This is a genomic window from bacterium (assembly GCA_023382385.1).
GTDB lineage: Bacteria > Electryoneota > RPQS01 > RPQS01 > RPQS01 > JABWCQ01.
In genome coordinates this window covers 1-16,737 of sequence record JAHDVH010000003.1, presented here as the reverse complement: position 1 = coordinate 16,737, position 16,737 = coordinate 1, and the positions used below count along the sequence as shown (strand labels likewise).

The 16,737-nt window shown below is 53.9% G+C and carries 13 protein-coding genes and 1 rRNA gene; 5 read left to right on the top strand and 9 right to left on the bottom strand.

Annotated features, from left to right (window positions below; translation table 11 throughout):
* Positions 1-26: 26 nt before the first annotated feature.
* From KJZ99_08335 to KJZ99_08315, 5 genes are all read right to left on the bottom strand, one after another.
* Positions 27-1,637, bottom strand: coding sequence for a response regulator (locus tag KJZ99_08335; protein MCL4305908.1), 1,611 nt, complete (start codon positions 1,635-1,637; stop codon positions 27-29).
* Positions 1,638-1,665: 28 nt separating this feature from the next.
* A complete protein-coding gene (locus KJZ99_08330; protein ID MCL4305907.1) occupies positions 1,666-2,748 on the bottom strand; it encodes a response regulator in 1,083 nt (360 codons plus the stop codon).
* Between the two features lie 3 nt (positions 2,749-2,751).
* Positions 2,752-3,375, bottom strand: coding sequence for a hypothetical protein (locus KJZ99_08325; protein ID MCL4305906.1), 624 nt, complete (start codon positions 3,373-3,375; stop codon positions 2,752-2,754).
* 227 nt (positions 3,376-3,602) lie between these two features.
* Entirely contained in the window at positions 3,603-5,189 is a 1,587-nt protein-coding gene (locus KJZ99_08320; protein ID MCL4305905.1) for a DUF342 domain-containing protein, read from the bottom strand.
* A gap of 29 nt (positions 5,190-5,218) precedes the next feature.
* Positions 5,219-5,728 (bottom strand): hypothetical protein, encoded by a 510-nt coding sequence (locus KJZ99_08315; protein MCL4305904.1) that lies wholly within the window; start codon positions 5,726-5,728, stop codon positions 5,219-5,221.
* A gap of 62 nt (positions 5,729-5,790) precedes the next feature.
* On the opposite strand from KJZ99_08315, the gene KJZ99_08310 reads away from it, so the two are divergent.
* The 3 genes from KJZ99_08310 to KJZ99_08300 all read left to right on the top strand — a co-directional run bounded on the left by KJZ99_08310 (position 5,791) and on the right by KJZ99_08300 (position 9,660).
* Complete coding sequence (locus tag KJZ99_08310) at positions 5,791-7,017, top strand: PDZ domain-containing protein (GenBank protein MCL4305903.1); 1,227 nt, start codon at positions 5,791-5,793, stop codon at positions 7,015-7,017.
* A 62-nt stretch (positions 7,018-7,079) separates the two neighbouring features.
* Positions 7,080-7,511 (top strand): NUDIX hydrolase, encoded by a 432-nt coding sequence (locus KJZ99_08305; protein ID MCL4305902.1) that lies wholly within the window; start codon positions 7,080-7,082, stop codon positions 7,509-7,511.
* Positions 7,512-7,617: 106 nt separating this feature from the next.
* Positions 7,618-9,660 carry an ABC transporter permease subunit gene (locus KJZ99_08300; GenBank protein ID MCL4305901.1) on the top strand — a complete coding sequence of 681 codons (2,043 nt, stop codon included), beginning with the start codon at positions 7,618-7,620 and terminating at the stop codon, positions 9,658-9,660.
* Positions 9,661-9,674: 14 nt separating this feature from the next.
* On the opposite strand, the gene KJZ99_08295 is transcribed toward KJZ99_08300, so the two are convergent.
* Complete coding sequence (locus KJZ99_08295) at positions 9,675-10,880, bottom strand: MFS transporter (protein ID MCL4305900.1); 1,206 nt, start codon at positions 10,878-10,880, stop codon at positions 9,675-9,677.
* A 74-nt stretch (positions 10,881-10,954) separates the two neighbouring features.
* Here KJZ99_08295 and KJZ99_08290 point away from each other — a divergent pair, with 74 nt between their 5' ends.
* Positions 10,955-11,938 carry a D-2-hydroxyacid dehydrogenase gene (locus tag KJZ99_08290; protein MCL4305899.1) on the top strand — a complete coding sequence of 328 codons (984 nt, stop codon included), beginning with the start codon at positions 10,955-10,957 and terminating at the stop codon, positions 11,936-11,938.
* Here the strand turns inward: KJZ99_08290 and KJZ99_08285 are convergent.
* From KJZ99_08285 to KJZ99_08275, 3 genes are read right to left on the bottom strand one after another with little or no spacing between them, the layout of a single operon-like run.
* Positions 11,932-12,852 carry a cation diffusion facilitator family transporter gene (locus KJZ99_08285; protein ID MCL4305898.1) on the bottom strand — a complete coding sequence of 307 codons (921 nt, stop codon included), beginning with the start codon at positions 12,850-12,852 and terminating at the stop codon, positions 11,932-11,934. The genes KJZ99_08290 and KJZ99_08285 overlap by 7 nt on opposite strands.
* Positions 12,853-12,882: 30 nt before the next feature.
* Positions 12,883-14,520, bottom strand: a complete 1,638-nt coding sequence (locus tag KJZ99_08280; GenBank protein ID MCL4305897.1) for a S8 family peptidase — start codon at positions 14,518-14,520, stop codon at positions 12,883-12,885.
* Positions 14,521-14,532: 12 nt separating this feature from the next.
* The gene (locus tag KJZ99_08275; protein ID MCL4305896.1) at positions 14,533-15,300 is read right to left on the bottom strand and encodes a hypothetical protein; all 768 of its coding nucleotides are present in this window, start codon (positions 15,298-15,300) and stop codon (positions 14,533-14,535) included.
* 472 nt (positions 15,301-15,772) lie between these two features.
* On the opposite strand from KJZ99_08275, the gene KJZ99_08270 reads away from it, so the two are divergent.
* A 16S ribosomal RNA gene (locus tag KJZ99_08270) occupies positions 15,773-16,737 on the top strand; the annotation flags it as partial.

Here is a 16,737-nt window from a genome sequence, read left to right as displayed (position 1 = left end):
CTTGTCAACCTTCTATGGCACGATTATTATGAATCAGATTCTGCGAGCTTCGAGGACTCCGCTTCTTGGAACTGATTTGGCTCGACTGGAACGTAAACAGTGAACTTTGTCCCATGATTTGGAGTGCTTTGAACATCAAAAGTACAGCCGTACGGATTCAAGAGCTTCTGCACGGTCGACAAGCCGAGTCCAGTACCCGTAGGCTGTCCGTTCTCGGTATCATTGATCGGAGGCTTGGTCGTAAAGAATGGCTCAAAGATTCGCTGGACGTGGTCAGGGTCTATCCCCTTGCCGGAGTCTTCAACAGTAAGCACAATGTTACCGTTCTCAGTGGCGGTAGTAACACGCAGCCGCTTTGACTCAGAGTCATACATCGCATCCAGGGCATTGCGGATGATATTGGTCAACGACTGCGAGAAGTCACTGTACCGTCCGAAAATCGGGGGGAGGTTGGACGCAAACTCAAAGACTTTTTCAACGTTATGCTTGAAATCCATATCAGCCTCCAGAAAACGCAGCTCTTCCTGCAACAAAACATTGAGATCAATGTCCTGCTTGGCAGACTCCTGCTCCTGTCGGCTTTTCCACATGAGATTGCGCACAATGCCGTTGATGCGCTCTACTTGTGCAATGACTCCGTCAACATCTTGTATCTCTGGATGCTTCATCTTAATGACCTGTGCCAACCCGTAAATTCCCATTAGCGGTGTATTGATGTTGTGTGCCACACCGCTGGCCAACAATCCAATCGCCGCCAGCCGCTGCTCATTCATCAACTCGGTTTCCATGATTTCCGAGCGCTGTACCAATTCCGTAAGGTCGGTGAATTGACGAGCTACAATCTGCAGATAAGTCTCGCCCTCTAACTCGATGCGATTGACGGTTGCCGAAGTCACGTGCTGCTCGCGATCAACTCCTCGCAACTCGAGTTTCGGGAACTGCCAGATTCTGCGTGAAATTTCGTTGCCGTTCGCCAGGCACTCGTCCAATTGTGTCGCAACGAAATCCCTGATTGAACGGCCTTGCAGGTCGAAAGACTTCCCGCCCAGTAGTCGTGATGCTGTTCCATTGAGTTCTGAAACGGTTCCATCCTTCAGGGATACCAGTACTATCGCGTCCACGGCCAAATCAAAGAGAGTCCGGTAGCGAAGCTCGGTTTCACGCAATTGCTCAGTTCGCTTCTGAACGAGTTCTTCCAGCTGCTGGCGGTAGCGCTCATTCTCTCGCTCAAGAAAATCTCGCTCAACAGTTAGCTTATAGCGTTCGAAGGCGAGCTCGGTGACCCGTAACAGTTCCTCTCGACGCAGCGGTTTGGGCAAGTAGTCGTAGGCCCCAGATCGCATCGCCTGACGGATACTCGTCATCGTCGGGTCGCCCGTGATCATGACCACTTGCGTCTGTGGCAATCGTTCACGAAGAGTGCGAAGCAGCTCTCCGTTGTCCCCGGGCAAATGTACGTCGCAGAGGACCACCGGCCATGATTCGCCCGCAGACTTGTCAAGTGCCTCTTCTGGAGTGTAAGCTTGCTTGGCCCGCCAGCCGGCTTCGTGCAACATCGCTTCAGCCACTTCGCAGATGACCGCGTCGTCGTCGATCACCAATATCTTTCGCTCGAATTCGGGGAATTTCGATCTCAAACTCTTTCCTCTTGTCGGTTCGGTTTTCTCAGGCAGCAGCGGTGCTGTGCAGTGCTTTCTCAATCATTTGACGCAATTCATCGATTCTAAAAGGTTTTCCGAGGAAACCGTCGGCACGATATTCCCCTGCAGTCTTGCGTGCCTCCTCGACTCCGTATCCGGTAACAAGAATCACAGGAAACTCAGGATTGTGCGACTTAATTGACGTCATCAGTTCAATGCCGTTCATGTCCGGCATGTGGACGTCACTAACCACAAGATCCACAGGCTCGGCTGCATACTTCTCAAATGCCTCGCGGCCGCCGAAAGCCGTGACGACGTCGTAACCCAACACTTCCAAAAGCTTCGTCAGCGTATGCACCATAAACTGCTCGTCGTCGACAACCAGAATCTTCTGCTTACGCAACTCCTCGCGCGACGCTGAAGTGACTGCGACGAGGGGAGAATCAATGTCGATCATACGGTGACTGCCGACCGAGTACTCGCGTGTCTTAGACGGGTTGGCGGCTGTCGCAAGCTTTTGAATGACGGACTTGATCTTGGCAACTTCCTGCACGATGAAGTCAAGCGACTGTTGGACATCCAGCGTGTCCGGCAGGCGCTTCAAACGAATGAATTCCGCACTGTTCAAGATGACATTGAGCGGAGTGTTAATCTGATCGTTTACGGTTACGGCGGTCTGTGCGATGGCCTTCATCTTCTCAGCATCAAGCTCTTTCGAGCGCAGGTCTGCCTTAAGTTCGGCACGCTCGAGTCCTATTCGAATGCGGTGCAGCAGTTCATCATCCTCACAGGGCTTTATCACGTAGTCAGCCGCGCCTCGTCGCAGTGCGTCCACTGCCCCACGTACAGAGGCAAATCCGGTCACCACGATGACCACGCTATCCGGGTCGGCACTGAGCGCGGCATTTAAGACATCCATGCCTGATACGCGGGGCATGAATAAGTCTGTGAGAACGACGCTGAACCGTTTCTCCGCGAGCAAGTCTATGGCGGCCTGACCTGATGAACAGGCGACCACAGAATATCCTGCGCGTGAGAGAATTTCGCGAAAACCGGACAGTACCAGCGGATCATCGTCCACAATCAAAACTTGTATCATATCTGTCATAAGTCAATCCGTTCCAGCCACAAATTCAGACCATGTCGCAAAGCTCAAATGCAATTCAAACTCACCTTGACTATCTTCTTTTATTGAAGCCGTTCCTCCCGCAACGATCATAAAGTGATAGATCGCCGCCGCAAATCCCGCGACACTGTTTGCTCCAAGGTCTCGCATCGCCGCGTCTGTCAGTCCGTCACGCAGTGTCACTTGGAAAGTCCAACGCTTGCCCGCAAAACGGTTCTGAACTCGGACGGTGGATGAATCCGCCATGTTTGCCGCCACCCAGCGGGCAATCAGAACTGGTATTGCGCCTTCGTGGAGCGTGACTAATGGCAGTCCCGATTCACAAGGAGCGATTTCCGCGGGCACGCTGATCGCGGAAAACTCACTTCGCAAGTCGTTTAACACCTGCTCACAGTTGACGCCAGTAGGCGCTCGTAAGGCGGCCTCTTTCACGGATTGAACACTGTGCACGGCCATGGCGATACGGTCAATAGCCAAGTCCAGCTTAGTCAGGCGCGAACGCAATTCAGTATTATTGCCAACATCGGCCTGCAGCAGGTTCAGCATCATCCTCGCAGCTTGAACAGGATTCGAAAGTTCGTGCAGCAATACCTCAACCAGGGAAGCCACAGGCCTCGGGTCAAAGAATTCGGAGCGTTGCTGCGTCGATATTGTAGCGTCATCATGACTTGTCACAATGACCTAATGTAACGACGGATACACCAATACAGCAAATTTCTCAGAGGATCATGTCGATTATCAGTGATTGGTAGTATATTAAATACACTTCACATGTTTTCACTATATTTAATATAGCGACAGCGCTGTCCCCTGGCAAGAAACATGTAGCGGCATTTTTAGCCTTGCTTGTCAGCGGGACGTGCAGGTTCCCGCAATCCTGCTGCGATTGAAGCTAATTCCCGTCGAAGTCCGGGTAAAACCTCCAGCAGTGTTCGGAATTCCTGCACATGAGCATGAGAGTAGGTTCCGATACCGAGTGCCTTTTGTCGTTTGAGCCATCTTAGCAGGTTCATCTGAATAGTATCGTCTGTGACCTGCTGAACGATTTCCGGCCCAAATATCTCATACAGTCGGGTCATTTGCCTTTGGAGAGTGGTTAGTGCCTCCTCGCCGGCTCGACGATGTTCGGCAAGAAACTTCTCCCGATTAAACGCCACGACTTCGTGCTTGTTCGAGAACTGGTGGTAAGCTTCAGCAATTCCGCCTTCAATCTTGTCCGCCAGAATCTCCCGCGCGTACACAGTGCAATCAACCGCTCTGCCGATAAACTGCGCGGTCAATCCGACTTCGCAGATCGCCCCTCGCAAGTCGCCATGCACACAAAAGTGCCCGCCTGTTCCAATTGTCGCATCGGCGACATGTCCTGTGACACGTAAGTCTCCGCTGACTTGAATCTGGCACCCGCTTGAGATGTCGCCTTGCAGGACGCAATCAGCCGCTACAGTTAAGACTGATCCTTTCGGCAACGTCCCCAAGATCCAGACGGGCTCGTCCCACTTCTGCATCGGCGCTTCCACAGCCTTCAATTCCCGAATCCTTATTACTTCCGCAGTCAAAACGTGTGGCACGGCACAAGGAGAATCTTTTTGTCTCTTATCAGCGTAGGATCTGCGAAAGAACAGGACACCGGCTTTCGTGGCTACCATTTTCCGCTCAGTCTGCTCTGAACTAACACCAGGTCCCCTCACAAGTCGCGTATTTGTACCCCGACGGGGCGACAGCTCCTTTCCGAAGATATTGCGGCCGGAGTGCAAGCCGGTGGTAGCCGGCTGATGTTCGAGGAACCCTTCTCCCTGTTCAACCTTGCGCAGTCCCAGCCACGCCGTTGTGTGTGCTGGATCGCTCTGCGGGAACCAGTGGTAGAAAGTTCGTGATGACATGCCGATGTCCGGCAACTCTCCTTCGGCAATGACCTGTTCAAACATAGGGGATTGTCTCTCGACACAGTCATCCACCAACTCTCTGACCAGTCGCCAGCGAACCAGATTGACATCCACGCCTTCGCTGCGCAACTTCGCGTCAACAGTTTCAATCGTCAACGGACAATCATATTCGTCCACCGGAAACAAGTCCACAACCACACGCATATCTGAGAAAACCGTGCCGTCCTGCGCAGTCTTCGGTAAGAATCGAATGCGCATCGCACCGGCAGGGGCTTCTTGCCTGCGAATCTGGATTTCCACGAGGATCCCGTGCCGCATTCTCCGTTTCGAGATCATCTCGTAATACTGAAGTCGATGCTCCGCAACACCGAAGGATCTTGCCAAGTCCGCCTTGATTTGCCGGAGCTGTTCAGGGATTTCGTGCGCTCGAGCGCGCGGGAAAAGCATGCGAACTTTCCACAGATTCTTGCCCTGCGCAACGAGGCGGACTCGGGTTTCCGGGTCGCCGATTTCCAGCTGAGTTACCTGACGGGGGTCCATGCGCGGTCATGGCGCAAACATCGCTCCTCTTACGGCATTTCCACGAGCCTGATTCTGTGGTAACGCAAGTCATCGGAGAGGATGATCAGAAGCCCGAGCCTCTCGCGGGCTAAATCTACCAGCTCTTTGAGACCCTCGAGGGGAGGATTGGCCGTAAGCTCCAGTCCTGACAAAATGATAAGCTCTTCGAACCGGATAGCTCTGGTTAAGGCTTCATCCAGTGACAGGGTTGTTCGCCCCCACTTGCGACCAAACTCGGGCTTACAAAGGGGGTCGAGTAAAGCCAGTTCTTTTAAGAGCTTATCGTCATACGAAAGGGTTGGAATGGGGACAGAATCTCCCCTGTGTGAGGCAATCCGCGAAATCCTCTCGCGCATGGAAGGATCGGGAATTCGGGGAATCAGGGCTGTGTAGAAATCCAGCCTGTTTTGCAACAAAATCTGCAATCCGCAACTCCAGTAAGTTAACACGAAAGTATAGGTAATTCGTCCTGGTGAAGCAAGCATGATAATCGGGTCCGGAACGAACGGCCCCGCCATGTAGTTAAAATCGTGACGAGAGGGGAGTTCGAGTTAAACTCGGAAGGGTTAGGAGTAGAAGAATGTATTATCGAGTAACAAGTCTGATTCTGCTTGGCGTGTTGCTTTTGGGTTCCCTTGCCTGGGCTGGCGACAAGACAGAGGCGGAGGCCAAAGCCCTGTCAGCCAAGGAACGTGCCCTCGTTTTGGCAAAGAGCGCCAAGTCAGAGGTGGATGGTGCCTTTCTGGGCATTATCCCGGAGGAAGTAACTTCTGATATTGCTTCAGATTATGGAGTCCAAACCGGGCAGGGAGTCTTGGTCGAAAGTGTCGTGGGGGGGTCACCCGCGGAAAAGGCGGGACTTCGGTCTAACGATATCCTGATGTCCATCAATGGACAGAAGTTAACTGGTCCGGCGGAATTGCGTGTGCAACTAAATAAGTTTAAGCCCGGTGATGAAGTCTCGCTTGTCTATAAGCGGGGCGGCAATGAGCGTTCAGCAGCAGTCAAACTTGAAGGCAAAGAGCGAGAATTCGGCGACATGAGGTGGTTCTCAATGGGGAACGACGACGCCCCTATGCCGCCCGTGTTTCGCTGGGAAGGAATGAAACCGTCGTCTGCGGCATTCGCTGGTGTTGTCACTCAAGAACTGTCAGACGGACTCAAGAAGTATTTCAAGGTAGAAGGCGGGGCGCTGATTTCGGAAGTTGTGGAAAACTCTCCGGCGGAAAAGGCTGGCCTGAAAGCGGGCGATGTGATTACCAAGGTCGGTCAAGAGGCCGTGTCGGATGAAGGCGATGTTCGCGATGCAATCCGTGAGTCAAGTCCGGACGCGACGATCGACTTCCACATTATCCGCGATGGAAAGCCTATGGTCATTCCGGTGACCCTGACAAATCGCAAGGATTTCTACGGCGACATTCCCGGTGTCGACGGGGAGAATTTCTATTTCGGTTTTGGCGAGACTGAGGCAAAAGAACTTGCCGCAGAAATGGAAAAGCTGCAGCAGGAACTTAACGGAATTGGAGTGGAACTGGAGAAGGTCCCGCAAATCAACATGGACCTGCGTATCCACCCTGACGGTGCCAGATTCTTCATTTCGGATGGCGAGGCTCGCGCGATTAGCCGCGACGAAAGTTGGTGGAATTGGAATTTCCAGGACCTGCGAAGCAAAGTCAAATTGGGGATGGAAGAGCTGAAAAAGGAGATGGAAGTTCTGAAGTCTGAACTCAAGCGGCTGCAAAGCGAACTGCGCGAACGCATGTCCAGCATTTGGTCGCCGGTTATTGAAGTAATCTCACAAGCATAATGAAATCTTGAAGTAGCAAGGAAGGCTCGGGTACCACTCGAGCCTTTTATTTTGGAGTGAACATGGAACTCACCAGTTACTGTCCCCAGTGCGGACACCAAATCTCGACCTACAAGAATCCCTTCCCCACCGCCGACGTTGTCGTCGTTAGGGAGGGGAAAGTACTGCTCATATTGCGAAAGAACCCGCCGGAAGGCTGGGCACTCCCGGGCGGGTTTATTGATTATGGCGAGTCCGCGGAAGATGCCGCTGCCCGCGAGTTATCAGAGGAAACTGGTTTAAGCGCCGAGTCGTTGTGTCTGGTCGGCGTTTACTCAAAACCTGGCCGTGATCCGCGCTTTCACACACTAACAGTCGTTTTCCGTGCAGAGGTAGCGGGTGTGATATCAGCCGGCGACGACGCCCAAGAGGCAAGGTGGTTCGACCTCTCGAGTTTGCCTGAGCAGATCGCCTTCGATCATCGCGAGATCATTGCAGACGCACTGGCGACCTGAACCGGTCCATCGGCAAGTGGCGCGGGCGGTTGTGTTTAACCGTCCGCTTTGTTTATATTAGAGGTCAGAATTGCCCTAATCACTTTCGCCCTGCGCCAAATCGATTATGTCCCCTTCTCCGATCCGCACAGTCTTCCTAAAAGAGCTTCGTGATATCTACCGTGATAGACGCACATTGATGGTCACGGTAGTGTTGCCCCTGCTCATGTACCCGCTGATATTTATCGGTATCATGCAGATCACTCTTTTGCAAGTGGGTAAGTTAAAGCAGCAGACTGCAGTGGTTGCATTGTTAACACCGGAATCCTTGCCGGGTGACTTGTTTGCGGATGACTCCGGCAGCTTAATTGAGCTTGCAGATTCCACAAACTGGGTCGAGAAGCTGCGGGCAGGGGAAATCGATGCCGCACTCTCTCTGTCACCTGGTTTCCTGGACAGCATTGAGTCAGGAGGCCACGCGTCCGTGCAGGTAAACTACCTGAGCAGCCGCGACTTTTCAGAAATGATTCGCGAACGCATTGAGCGCACGGTGGATAAGTACAAGGATGGTGTGGTCGGCCGCAGACTGCAGTTATTCGGACTGGACTCGTCGTTCGTGGACCCGTTGACTTTCGAGTCGGTCGATGTGGCAACGGAGCAACAGGCAGCAGGATCGGCGCTGGGCAGGTTTCTCGGATACTTCTTGATAATCATGACACTCAGCGGTGCGTTCTATGCGGCGATTGACTTGACTGCTGGCGAGAAGGAGCGCGGCACGCTGGAAACCCTTTTGGTCAGCCCTGCGTCGCGCAGGCAATTAGTCTATGGGAAATTTCTGGCTACGGTCACGACCGCGATTATCACTGCGCTGTTGAATCTCGTGAGCATGGGCTTTACGACCATGTATGCGTTCCGTATGTTCGGAGAGTCAGCCGGGATGAGCTTCTCTGTCTCGCTGCCGTCACTGTTATTGGTACTTGTCGTAATGATACCCATCGCGGTGACCTTTGCGGGTGTTTCTCTTGCCGTGGCCGTTACCGCTCGCAATTACAAAGAGGGGCAGGCCTTGCTGACTCCCATGATATTCATCAGCATACTGCCCGCCATGGTCTCCATGGTGCCGGGGATAGAGCTAACTCCACTCCTTGCGGTCGTACCCATCGCAAACATTTCGCTGCTCGTTCGCGCGTTGCTCGCAGGTCAGACTCCGTGGCTTGAACTCGGAGTTACTGTCGCCAGTACCGTCGGGCTTGCCTTGCTTTCGCTGCACTGGGTGACGCTGCAATTCAATCGGGAGAGCGTGCTGTTCCGACATGCCGAGGACGTAAAGTGGACACCCTTTCGCAAACCTGTCCGGGAGCCGGGCAAGAGACTGTCCAGCGGCGCAGTCGCCCTGCTTGCCGCCGTAGCGATTATTGTGGTTGGAGGAGTGGGGGGGATGGCACAAGCCGACAATCCACTCTCGGGCGTATTTGTCGTGCAGATTTCGTTGGCCCTGCTCGCTGCTCTATGGGTGTATCAGGGTGGATACGATCCTGTGGCCGCGTTTGGCTGGACACCACCCGGTGTGCGCAATCTTCTTGCCTCTGCAATTGCCGTAGCCGGAGGATGGATTCTAACCATAGAGCTTGCCACGTTTCAGCACATGCTCTTTCCATTTCCGGAGGACTTGCTGCAGCAATTCACGGATCTCTTCGGTGCGCTGGAGGATCAACCGCTCTGGGTCGCGTTAGGGATCATTGCCTTGCTCCCAGCGGTTGTGGAAGAGCACCTGTGTCGCGGGCTGATGCTGCGCGGTCTCGATCGAGAATCAGGGAAGTGGACCGCAATACTCGTTGTCGCTTTGATCTTCGCGATACTGCACTTGAATCCATATCGCTTTCTCCCGACATTTGCACTTGGAATCTTGCTTGGTTTTATTGCAGTTCGTACGGGTTCGATTTTCCCGGCGATTCTGGGGCACTTCATCAACAATGCCGCAAGCATGATTGTGTTTCGCTTCGAAGAATGGTTTGCCGCACAGGGTTGGGCTGCATCCGACGATGCGGCTTGGGTGCCTTGGCCTTGGCTGATTGGCGGACTCTTACTACTCGCGGCAGGACTAAGCCTGTTGAAACCGATGAACCCGACCGCAGAATCAAAGGCGGCACATGCAGAAAACAACGGTTGAGTGACTCGAGATACTCACACTCGTTCCCGTAAGTCGCGATTCAGGAAACCGAGCGCTCCGACCAAGCCTGCCGCTATCCCCATGATCAGGAAGAGTGCGGCAGGAGACACCGCTTCGAGCATAACGCCGACCATTCCAGAGCTGATTGCGCTCAGCCCCACGACAGTGAGTTGAACAAGGCTGAAGACTCGGCCCTGCAAGGCAGACGGGACTTCGGACTGTACCAGCGATGTGCGCGAGATTAGTATGAACGGTATTCCGATACTGTGAATGAACCATCCCAACGCTGTCGTCCACAACTCGTTCGTGAAAAAGAATACAGTGAACGAGAACCCGTCAAAGACAATCGCCCAGAGCAAAGTTCGGCCGCGCGGCAGCCTGTGACCAAAACGATGCATCAGGACGCTGCCGACCAGGATGCCAAGCGCGAAGCAACTTTGCAGAATTGCATACGCGTCCGCACCGAGTCCGAGATGCAGGCGCACATAGATCGGAGTGCCGACAATCGCCAGACCCATGATGAAGAAGTTGTCAACTGCCGTCACCCACAGCAGACCATAAATGAATGGATTCTTTCTCGCGAAGTTGAGTCCTTCCCTGACCATCGACCATGCCGTTGACTCCTGTACGGGACTCACGCTCTGTGAAGGTTTGAGCGCAAGAATAAACAGGAACGACACCGCATAGGTAAGCGAATCGACCGCAAACAGACCGGACAATCCGATGATTGGGAGGCAGAGTGCGGCCGCAAGTGGCCCCAGGAAGTAGGCAATCCCCAGGCTGCTTTGCAGAACCGACGTCGCGCGAACGATTTGCTCCCGCGGAACAAGCTGAGTAACGATTGCGTCGCGAGCCGGATTGAAAAAGATTGTACAGACGGCGATGGCGAACGCCAGAGTGTAGAGGCTTGGCACGTTAATCCACTCGGTCGCGGTCAACACTGCAAGACAGCCGACCAACGCGACACGCACGGCGTCTGTCCACAGCAACACACTCTTGCGCGGAGCGCGGTCCACCCAGGCCCCTGCGAACACTCCCAGCAGAATGGACGGCAGGTAGCGCGCGATTCCGAGCAGTCCCGTGGCAGTCGAGGAACCTGTCAGGTCGTAGATCAACCAGAGGATTGCCACATCGTGCAACGAATCTCCGATAAGTGACACGTTCGCCGCGGCCCACAACGGTCGAATTCCGCGGGGGATTAACTTCTCAAGATTCAGCAATCGAGTATCCTCCTGCAGAGGAGAATCAGTTGAGCATATGCCGGCAGAAACAATGAGAGACAGGTAGCACAATAATGTCCACTTCTGAGAAACTTAAGATTGTATCCTACGCCTCGCAGAACCCCGAACGGCAGCGCGAATTGGCCGCGGCGGTTGATGGCGCAAGCGACTATGCGGCAGAAGTGATCTTTGCGGAGTCTGAAGAAGATGCCATTGTCAAGATTTCCGATGCAGAGGTATTTCTTGCGCATCGGTTCACGCAGCAGCAATATGAAGCGGCGCCGAAGCTGAAGTGGGTGCATTTGACCAGCGCGGGTGTTGATCACAGCCTGTTTCAGAAACTGATCGACAGCGAAGTCATCCTGACGAACAGCCGCGGCCTGCACGCGCGTCCGATGGCAGAATGGGTGATGGGGGCGCTGCTTTACTGGGCGCAGCGCTTCGAATATGCGGATCAGTGGCGCCACACGCGGAATTGGAAGAACCAGAAGAAGAAGATTACTCTCGAACGAAATACGCTTGCCGGCAAGAGCGCACTGGTGGTGGGATTTGGAGAAGTGGGAAAAGGAATTGCCGACCTGCTGCTCGCGGCAGGCATGAGAGTCGAAGCAATTGCGACGTCTGAGCGCAAAGGGAATATTCATGTCTTCCCCATGGAGTTGCTCGAAGAACGACTTGAGCAAAACGACGTGGTGATTCTAACGATTCCCGCAACGAAACAGACGCGCGGCCTCTTTAACCGTCGGTTGTTCCCGCTCATGAAGGAAGGAAGCGTCTTTGTTAACGTGGCAAGGGGTTCAATCGTCGACGAGGCAGACTTGATTGCGGCACTGAAAGAAGGAAAACCAGCCTACGCACTATTGGACGTCTTCGCGACGGAACCACTTCCTGAAGACTCGGAACTTTTTTCGCTTTCCAACGTATTCATGACTCCGCACGTGTCCGGGAACTTTCCGGAATACACTCACCGCGTGCATGAGATTTTTGCTGAGAACTTGACCCGTTATCTGAACGGGATACCGCTGTTGTATGTGGTGGACAAAAAGCGCGGCTACTGACGTGCCGGCCCTCCACGATCGAGATCAATGTCTTCCCAGGAAGCAGGATCCTCGAGCGATTCGAGATGAGTCAGTACCGTAGAATTGGGGATTGTGCGTCGAATTTGTTCCTCAATGCTCTCGAGCAGTTCGTGGCCGCGATGCACTGACCATTGCCCCGGGACGAGGATGTGAACCGACACGAATCTGCGTTGGCCGGCTTGACGCGTTCGAAGTGCATGATAGCTGACATGTTCCGAGTTGAAGCCGTCCAGGACAGCTTCAACTTTTTGCAGCTCTTCGGGGCTGATGGTCTTGTCCATCAATCCTGAGATGGAAATGCGCACAATTTGGACGCCTTCACGGACGATGTTCGCGGCAACGAACAAAGCGACAATTGGATCAAGTGTCTGCCATCCGGTAAGGCCAACGACCGCGACGGCACCGATGACGCCGGTTGACGTCCACACGTCCGTCATCAGGTGTCTCGAATTCGCAGACAAAGTCACAGAGTCGTACTTACGCGCGGCTCTTCGTATGGCGAGTGCCGCGAACAGATTGATCAATGCGGCAACGGCTGTGACGAAGAGACCGATGCCGATCTGCTCAAGCGGCTGCGGATGAATCAGACGTTGAATTGCCGCGAACGCAATGCTGCCGGCGGCGACTAAAATCATGGCGCCTTCGGCGCCGCTTGAAAAGTATTCTGCCTTGCCGTGCCCGTATGCGTGATCGTCATCCGGAGGTCTCGCCGCGACAATCAGCATGACGAGTGCCAGTAGCGCCCCCGCCAGATTCACAAACGACTCAAGCGCGTCTGACAACAAACTGACCGATCCGGTCAAATAGTACGCCGCACCTTTTAGTCCGATCGTTGCGACTGCGGCGACGATCGACAACCAGGCATAGCGAGTGAGTGACGTCTTCAAGCCTATCGTCCTTACGATGACTGATCTGGATTAGGACTACTTCAAGACAACCACAGACGTAGCCGCGACTCCGGCATCGCCCGCGAACTTGACCAGATACTTCCCGCTTGCCAATTGATCGGCAGGGATGGCCAGCAGATTGACACCCGACCCGTAAGGTTGCTCGCCAAAGTGAAGCACTTCGCGTCCGAGGATGTTGTAAACAACCACTGTGCCAAGCTGAGCGCGGTCGAGATTCAACGAGAGTGTCGCGATGCCGTTCACCGGATTCGGGAAAACTCTTAGTCCAATCACGCTCGGTAGTACGGCACGCGGTGACACGCTGGAGAAGACATAATCAGCCGCTGCGGGACCATTGACAATCCCCCAGCCGAGATCGTTATCCGGCAGTGTTGACTGTGAAGCCGTTTGCATAAGTGCCTGCCTGACCTGCTGTGCAGTCCAGTCCGGATTCGCTTCCATGACCAGCGCGGCGATTCCGGCCACGATAGGCGTTGCGAGAGATGTTCCGGACAGCCTCCAATACTGATTGGTTGTGAAGCCCATTGCGCAATACGTGCTGGAACCCTGTGCGGAACAGTCGGGCTTGATCCGTCCATCGGCCGTCGGGCCGGGGGATGAAAATCCGGAAAGTTGACCGAGAGAATCTGTGGATCCTACGGCAAGAATACTGTCGGCATCTGCAGGTGCAATCACGGTGCCCCATTCAGAACCGCGCTCATTTCCCTGCGCAGTCACGACCAATATCCCGCGGCGTTGAGCTTCGTTCACGGCTTGCGTGACAACCGTCGTTTGCCCGTCCATTTGCGACTGCTCGTACCAGTCAATATACCCAAGGCTCGAAGATGTGATGTCCGCTCCCGCGCTGTCAGCCCACTCCAAAGCCGCGACATAGTAGTCCTCTTCAACTTCAGTCTCGGTGGGAACGTACTCCGTCTTGGCAAGCATCCACAAGGCCCCATAGGCTGGGCCGACGATGTTTCCGCTGTCCAGACCCGCCGCAGCCGATAGAACCGCCGTGCCGTGTGACTGTTGATCGGGTGTGTCCTGCCCCTCTTCATTGTGCACAATCGAATCGCCGTTGATGAAGTCGCGCATGGCCAGATAGTTCAGCCCAGACAGCGAAACATGCTCCGTACGAAAGCCCGTATCCAGCATACACAGTAGCACCCCGCTGCCGCTCAGTCCGCGTGCATGAAGTTCGGGCACTCCCGAAAGCTCATTCTGTGCGAAGCTCGGGCCGTAGGCTATGGAGTCCAAGGCAGATTGTCCCACTCTCGCTGGAATCTCGAGGCTCACTGCCCGAGTGAATCGTCGCACGCTGCTCACGCATGCTAATTCGCCAATTCGCGCAATCTGCTCATTGGTCGCTTCAACGCTCACAGCATTCAGCCACCTGCTTGCCTTGCGCAGGGTAGCGCCGGTCGCCTCAACTTGTCGCACATATGCCTGATGAAGCGGCACGTCGCCGTAACTGAGTTCGAAAATCCCGTGCTTTGCGCGCCGTTCTAAGGCTCGCGGTGAAAGCGCCTCCCGTGCTTCGTCCAACACGCGATATTCACGTCCGGGCGCGATGGCCTTGTCTGCGAAAAAAACCCAGTATCGTGTGGCGTCTGACCATGCGTCAGAGGCCAATCCAAGAAGTAAAGTAGAAATCAGAATACAGCGGAACACGCGACACCCTTTCTAAATGCGATATGACAATCCTACGCTCCATTCAGTCGGAGCCTTTCCTTTGGTCGGCAGCGAGCAGCCGAGCTGAATCAGCGAGCCACCGTCCATCATCCCGAATGCTGTGCCAAACGTGACGCGATGCACATCAGACCAGACATAACCTGCACGCGCAATCCCGACTTTGCCAAGCACGTATTCAGTCCCGAGCCGTGAGGCGGTGTACCGGTATTTGACTCCATTCAGCAGATCACCGTCCCATTGATACGCAATGTTTAACTTCTTATTGTCAGAGCAAACTGCCGCTCCGCCTTGCAGGGTCTTGGTCACGACGGAAGTTCCCCCGAAGGCATTTCGAACATTCACACCAAAATTTACTCTCTCACCGGGTGTGAGCAGGCCGATATCGATTGAATTGCTCCACTTTGAGTCGTCCTGATTCTTGCGCGCGACTTCTCGAATGATGTGCGCAATTGCGCCTAACGACAACCTTCCCATGGGTTGCCATGATGCGGAGATAAACGGCACCAGGAACTTGGTGTCTGCAGGCTGTGTCTGTCCATCCGCATACGCACCGAATCCGAAACGGCTGCCTTCATCAGACATCGGATTTGCATAAGCCCACAACCATCGGTCGGTTCCGCCGACTCGTGTTCCAAAACTCATGTCCGACCCCATCTGTTGCAGGGCCGAAAGAGCTGCCGGATTATGCAGGACCGAGGTTGGGTCTAAAGGAGAGGCCACGATCGCACCGGCCATTCCAGTCGCACGGGGCGAAATCACCGGCTCCAGCATTCGGGCAAAACTGACTGAGCCGGCTAAAAGAAGGCAGAAGAGAATTCTCATGTATTGGAATTTACAACAGTTTCAGCGGACAGGCAATGACTAAAAAGGACTAAATGGGAGGAATCTGCTGTCAAGAATTCTCCTCGAATGCCTCCTGGGTCACACACGCAAGTAGCACAGGAAATCTATAAAATATTATTTATTATAAATTTAACATGCATTCTGACGACAATTTGGATTATTTTGTCAACTTGACTGAGAATCTGAAGGAGGTTATATTAGGGCCTGCTTGAAATTACGGTCGGTCAAATACGCCGGGTCCTGCCCGGCGTTCTGCACCCCGTAGGGCAACAAGCGCTAAACCTGATCTTTGACAATAGGAAATGTGCGATTCTGATAGGTTCCGCCCGGAACTTAGTCAGAAGGCCCTGAACAATTCAATTTTCGGACAAATTCAGTTGTAATATTTACAACGGAGAGTTTGATCCTGGCTCAGGACGAACGCTGGCGGCGTGCTTAACACATGCAAGTCGAACGAAGTAGCAATACTTAGTGGCGAACGGGTGCGTAACACGTGACTAACTTGCCTTAGACTGTGGAATAACGGAGGGAAACTTCCGCTAATACCGCATGTTGAGTGTGGACCGCATGGTCTGCTCTTGAAAGATTTATCGGTCTAAGATAGGGTCGCGGCCTATTAGCTTGTTGGTGGGGTAACGGCCTACCAAGGCGACGATGGGTAGCTGGTCTGAGAGGATGATCAGCCACACTGGGACTGAGATACGGCCCAGACTCCTACGGGAGGCAGCAGTGAGGAATATTGCGCAATGGACGAAAGTCTGACGCAGCAACGCCGCGTGAAGGATGAAGGTGCTCTGCATTGTAAACTTCTGTAGGGAGGGAAGAACCCCCCGCTATTGGCGGGGCTGACGGTACCTCCAAAGTAAGCACCGGCTAATTCCGTGCCAGCAGCCGCGGTAATACGGAAGGTGCAAGCGTTGTCCGGATTGACTGGGTGTAAAGGGCGCGTAGGCGGAGAGGTGTGTCGGGAGTGAAATCGTGCGGCTTAACCGTAGCAATTGCTTTCGAAACTACCTCCCTTGAGTACAGAAGGGGTTGATGGAATACCTGGTGTAGCGGTGGAATGCGTAGATATCAGGTAGAACACCGGAGGCGAAGGCGGTCAACTGGTCTGTAACTGACGCTGAGGCGCGAAAGTGTGGGGAGCAAACAGGATTAGATACCCTGGTAGTCCACACCGTAAACGATGATCACTAGTCGTCGGAGGATTCGACCCCTTCGGTGACGACGCTAACGCATTAAGTGATCCACCTGGGGAGTACGCTCGCAAGGGTGAAACTCAAAGGAATTGACGGGGGCCCGCACAAGCGGTGGAGCATGTGGTTTAATTCGATGCAACGCGAAGAACCTTAC

Bases quoted from the DNA above. Each gene is read 5' to 3' on its own strand.
- KJZ99_08330 (MCL4305907.1), bottom strand. From the start codon at position 2,748: ATGACAGATATGATACAAGTTTTGATTGTGGACGATGATCCGCTGGTA.
- KJZ99_08320 (MCL4305905.1), bottom strand. From the start codon at position 5,189: ATGGACCCCCGTCAGGTAACTCAGCTGGAAATCGGCGACCCGGAAACC.
- KJZ99_08315 (MCL4305904.1), bottom strand. From the start codon at position 5,728: ATGGCGGGGCCGTTCGTTCCGGACCCGATTATCATGCTTGCTTCACCA.
- KJZ99_08310 (MCL4305903.1), top strand. From the start codon at position 5,791: ATGTATTATCGAGTAACAAGTCTGATTCTGCTTGGCGTGTTGCTTTTG.
- KJZ99_08305 (MCL4305902.1), top strand. From the start codon at position 7,080: ATGGAACTCACCAGTTACTGTCCCCAGTGCGGACACCAAATCTCGACC.
- KJZ99_08300 (MCL4305901.1), top strand. From the start codon at position 7,618: ATGTCCCCTTCTCCGATCCGCACAGTCTTCCTAAAAGAGCTTCGTGAT.
- KJZ99_08290 (MCL4305899.1), top strand. From the start codon at position 10,955: ATGTCCACTTCTGAGAAACTTAAGATTGTATCCTACGCCTCGCAGAAC.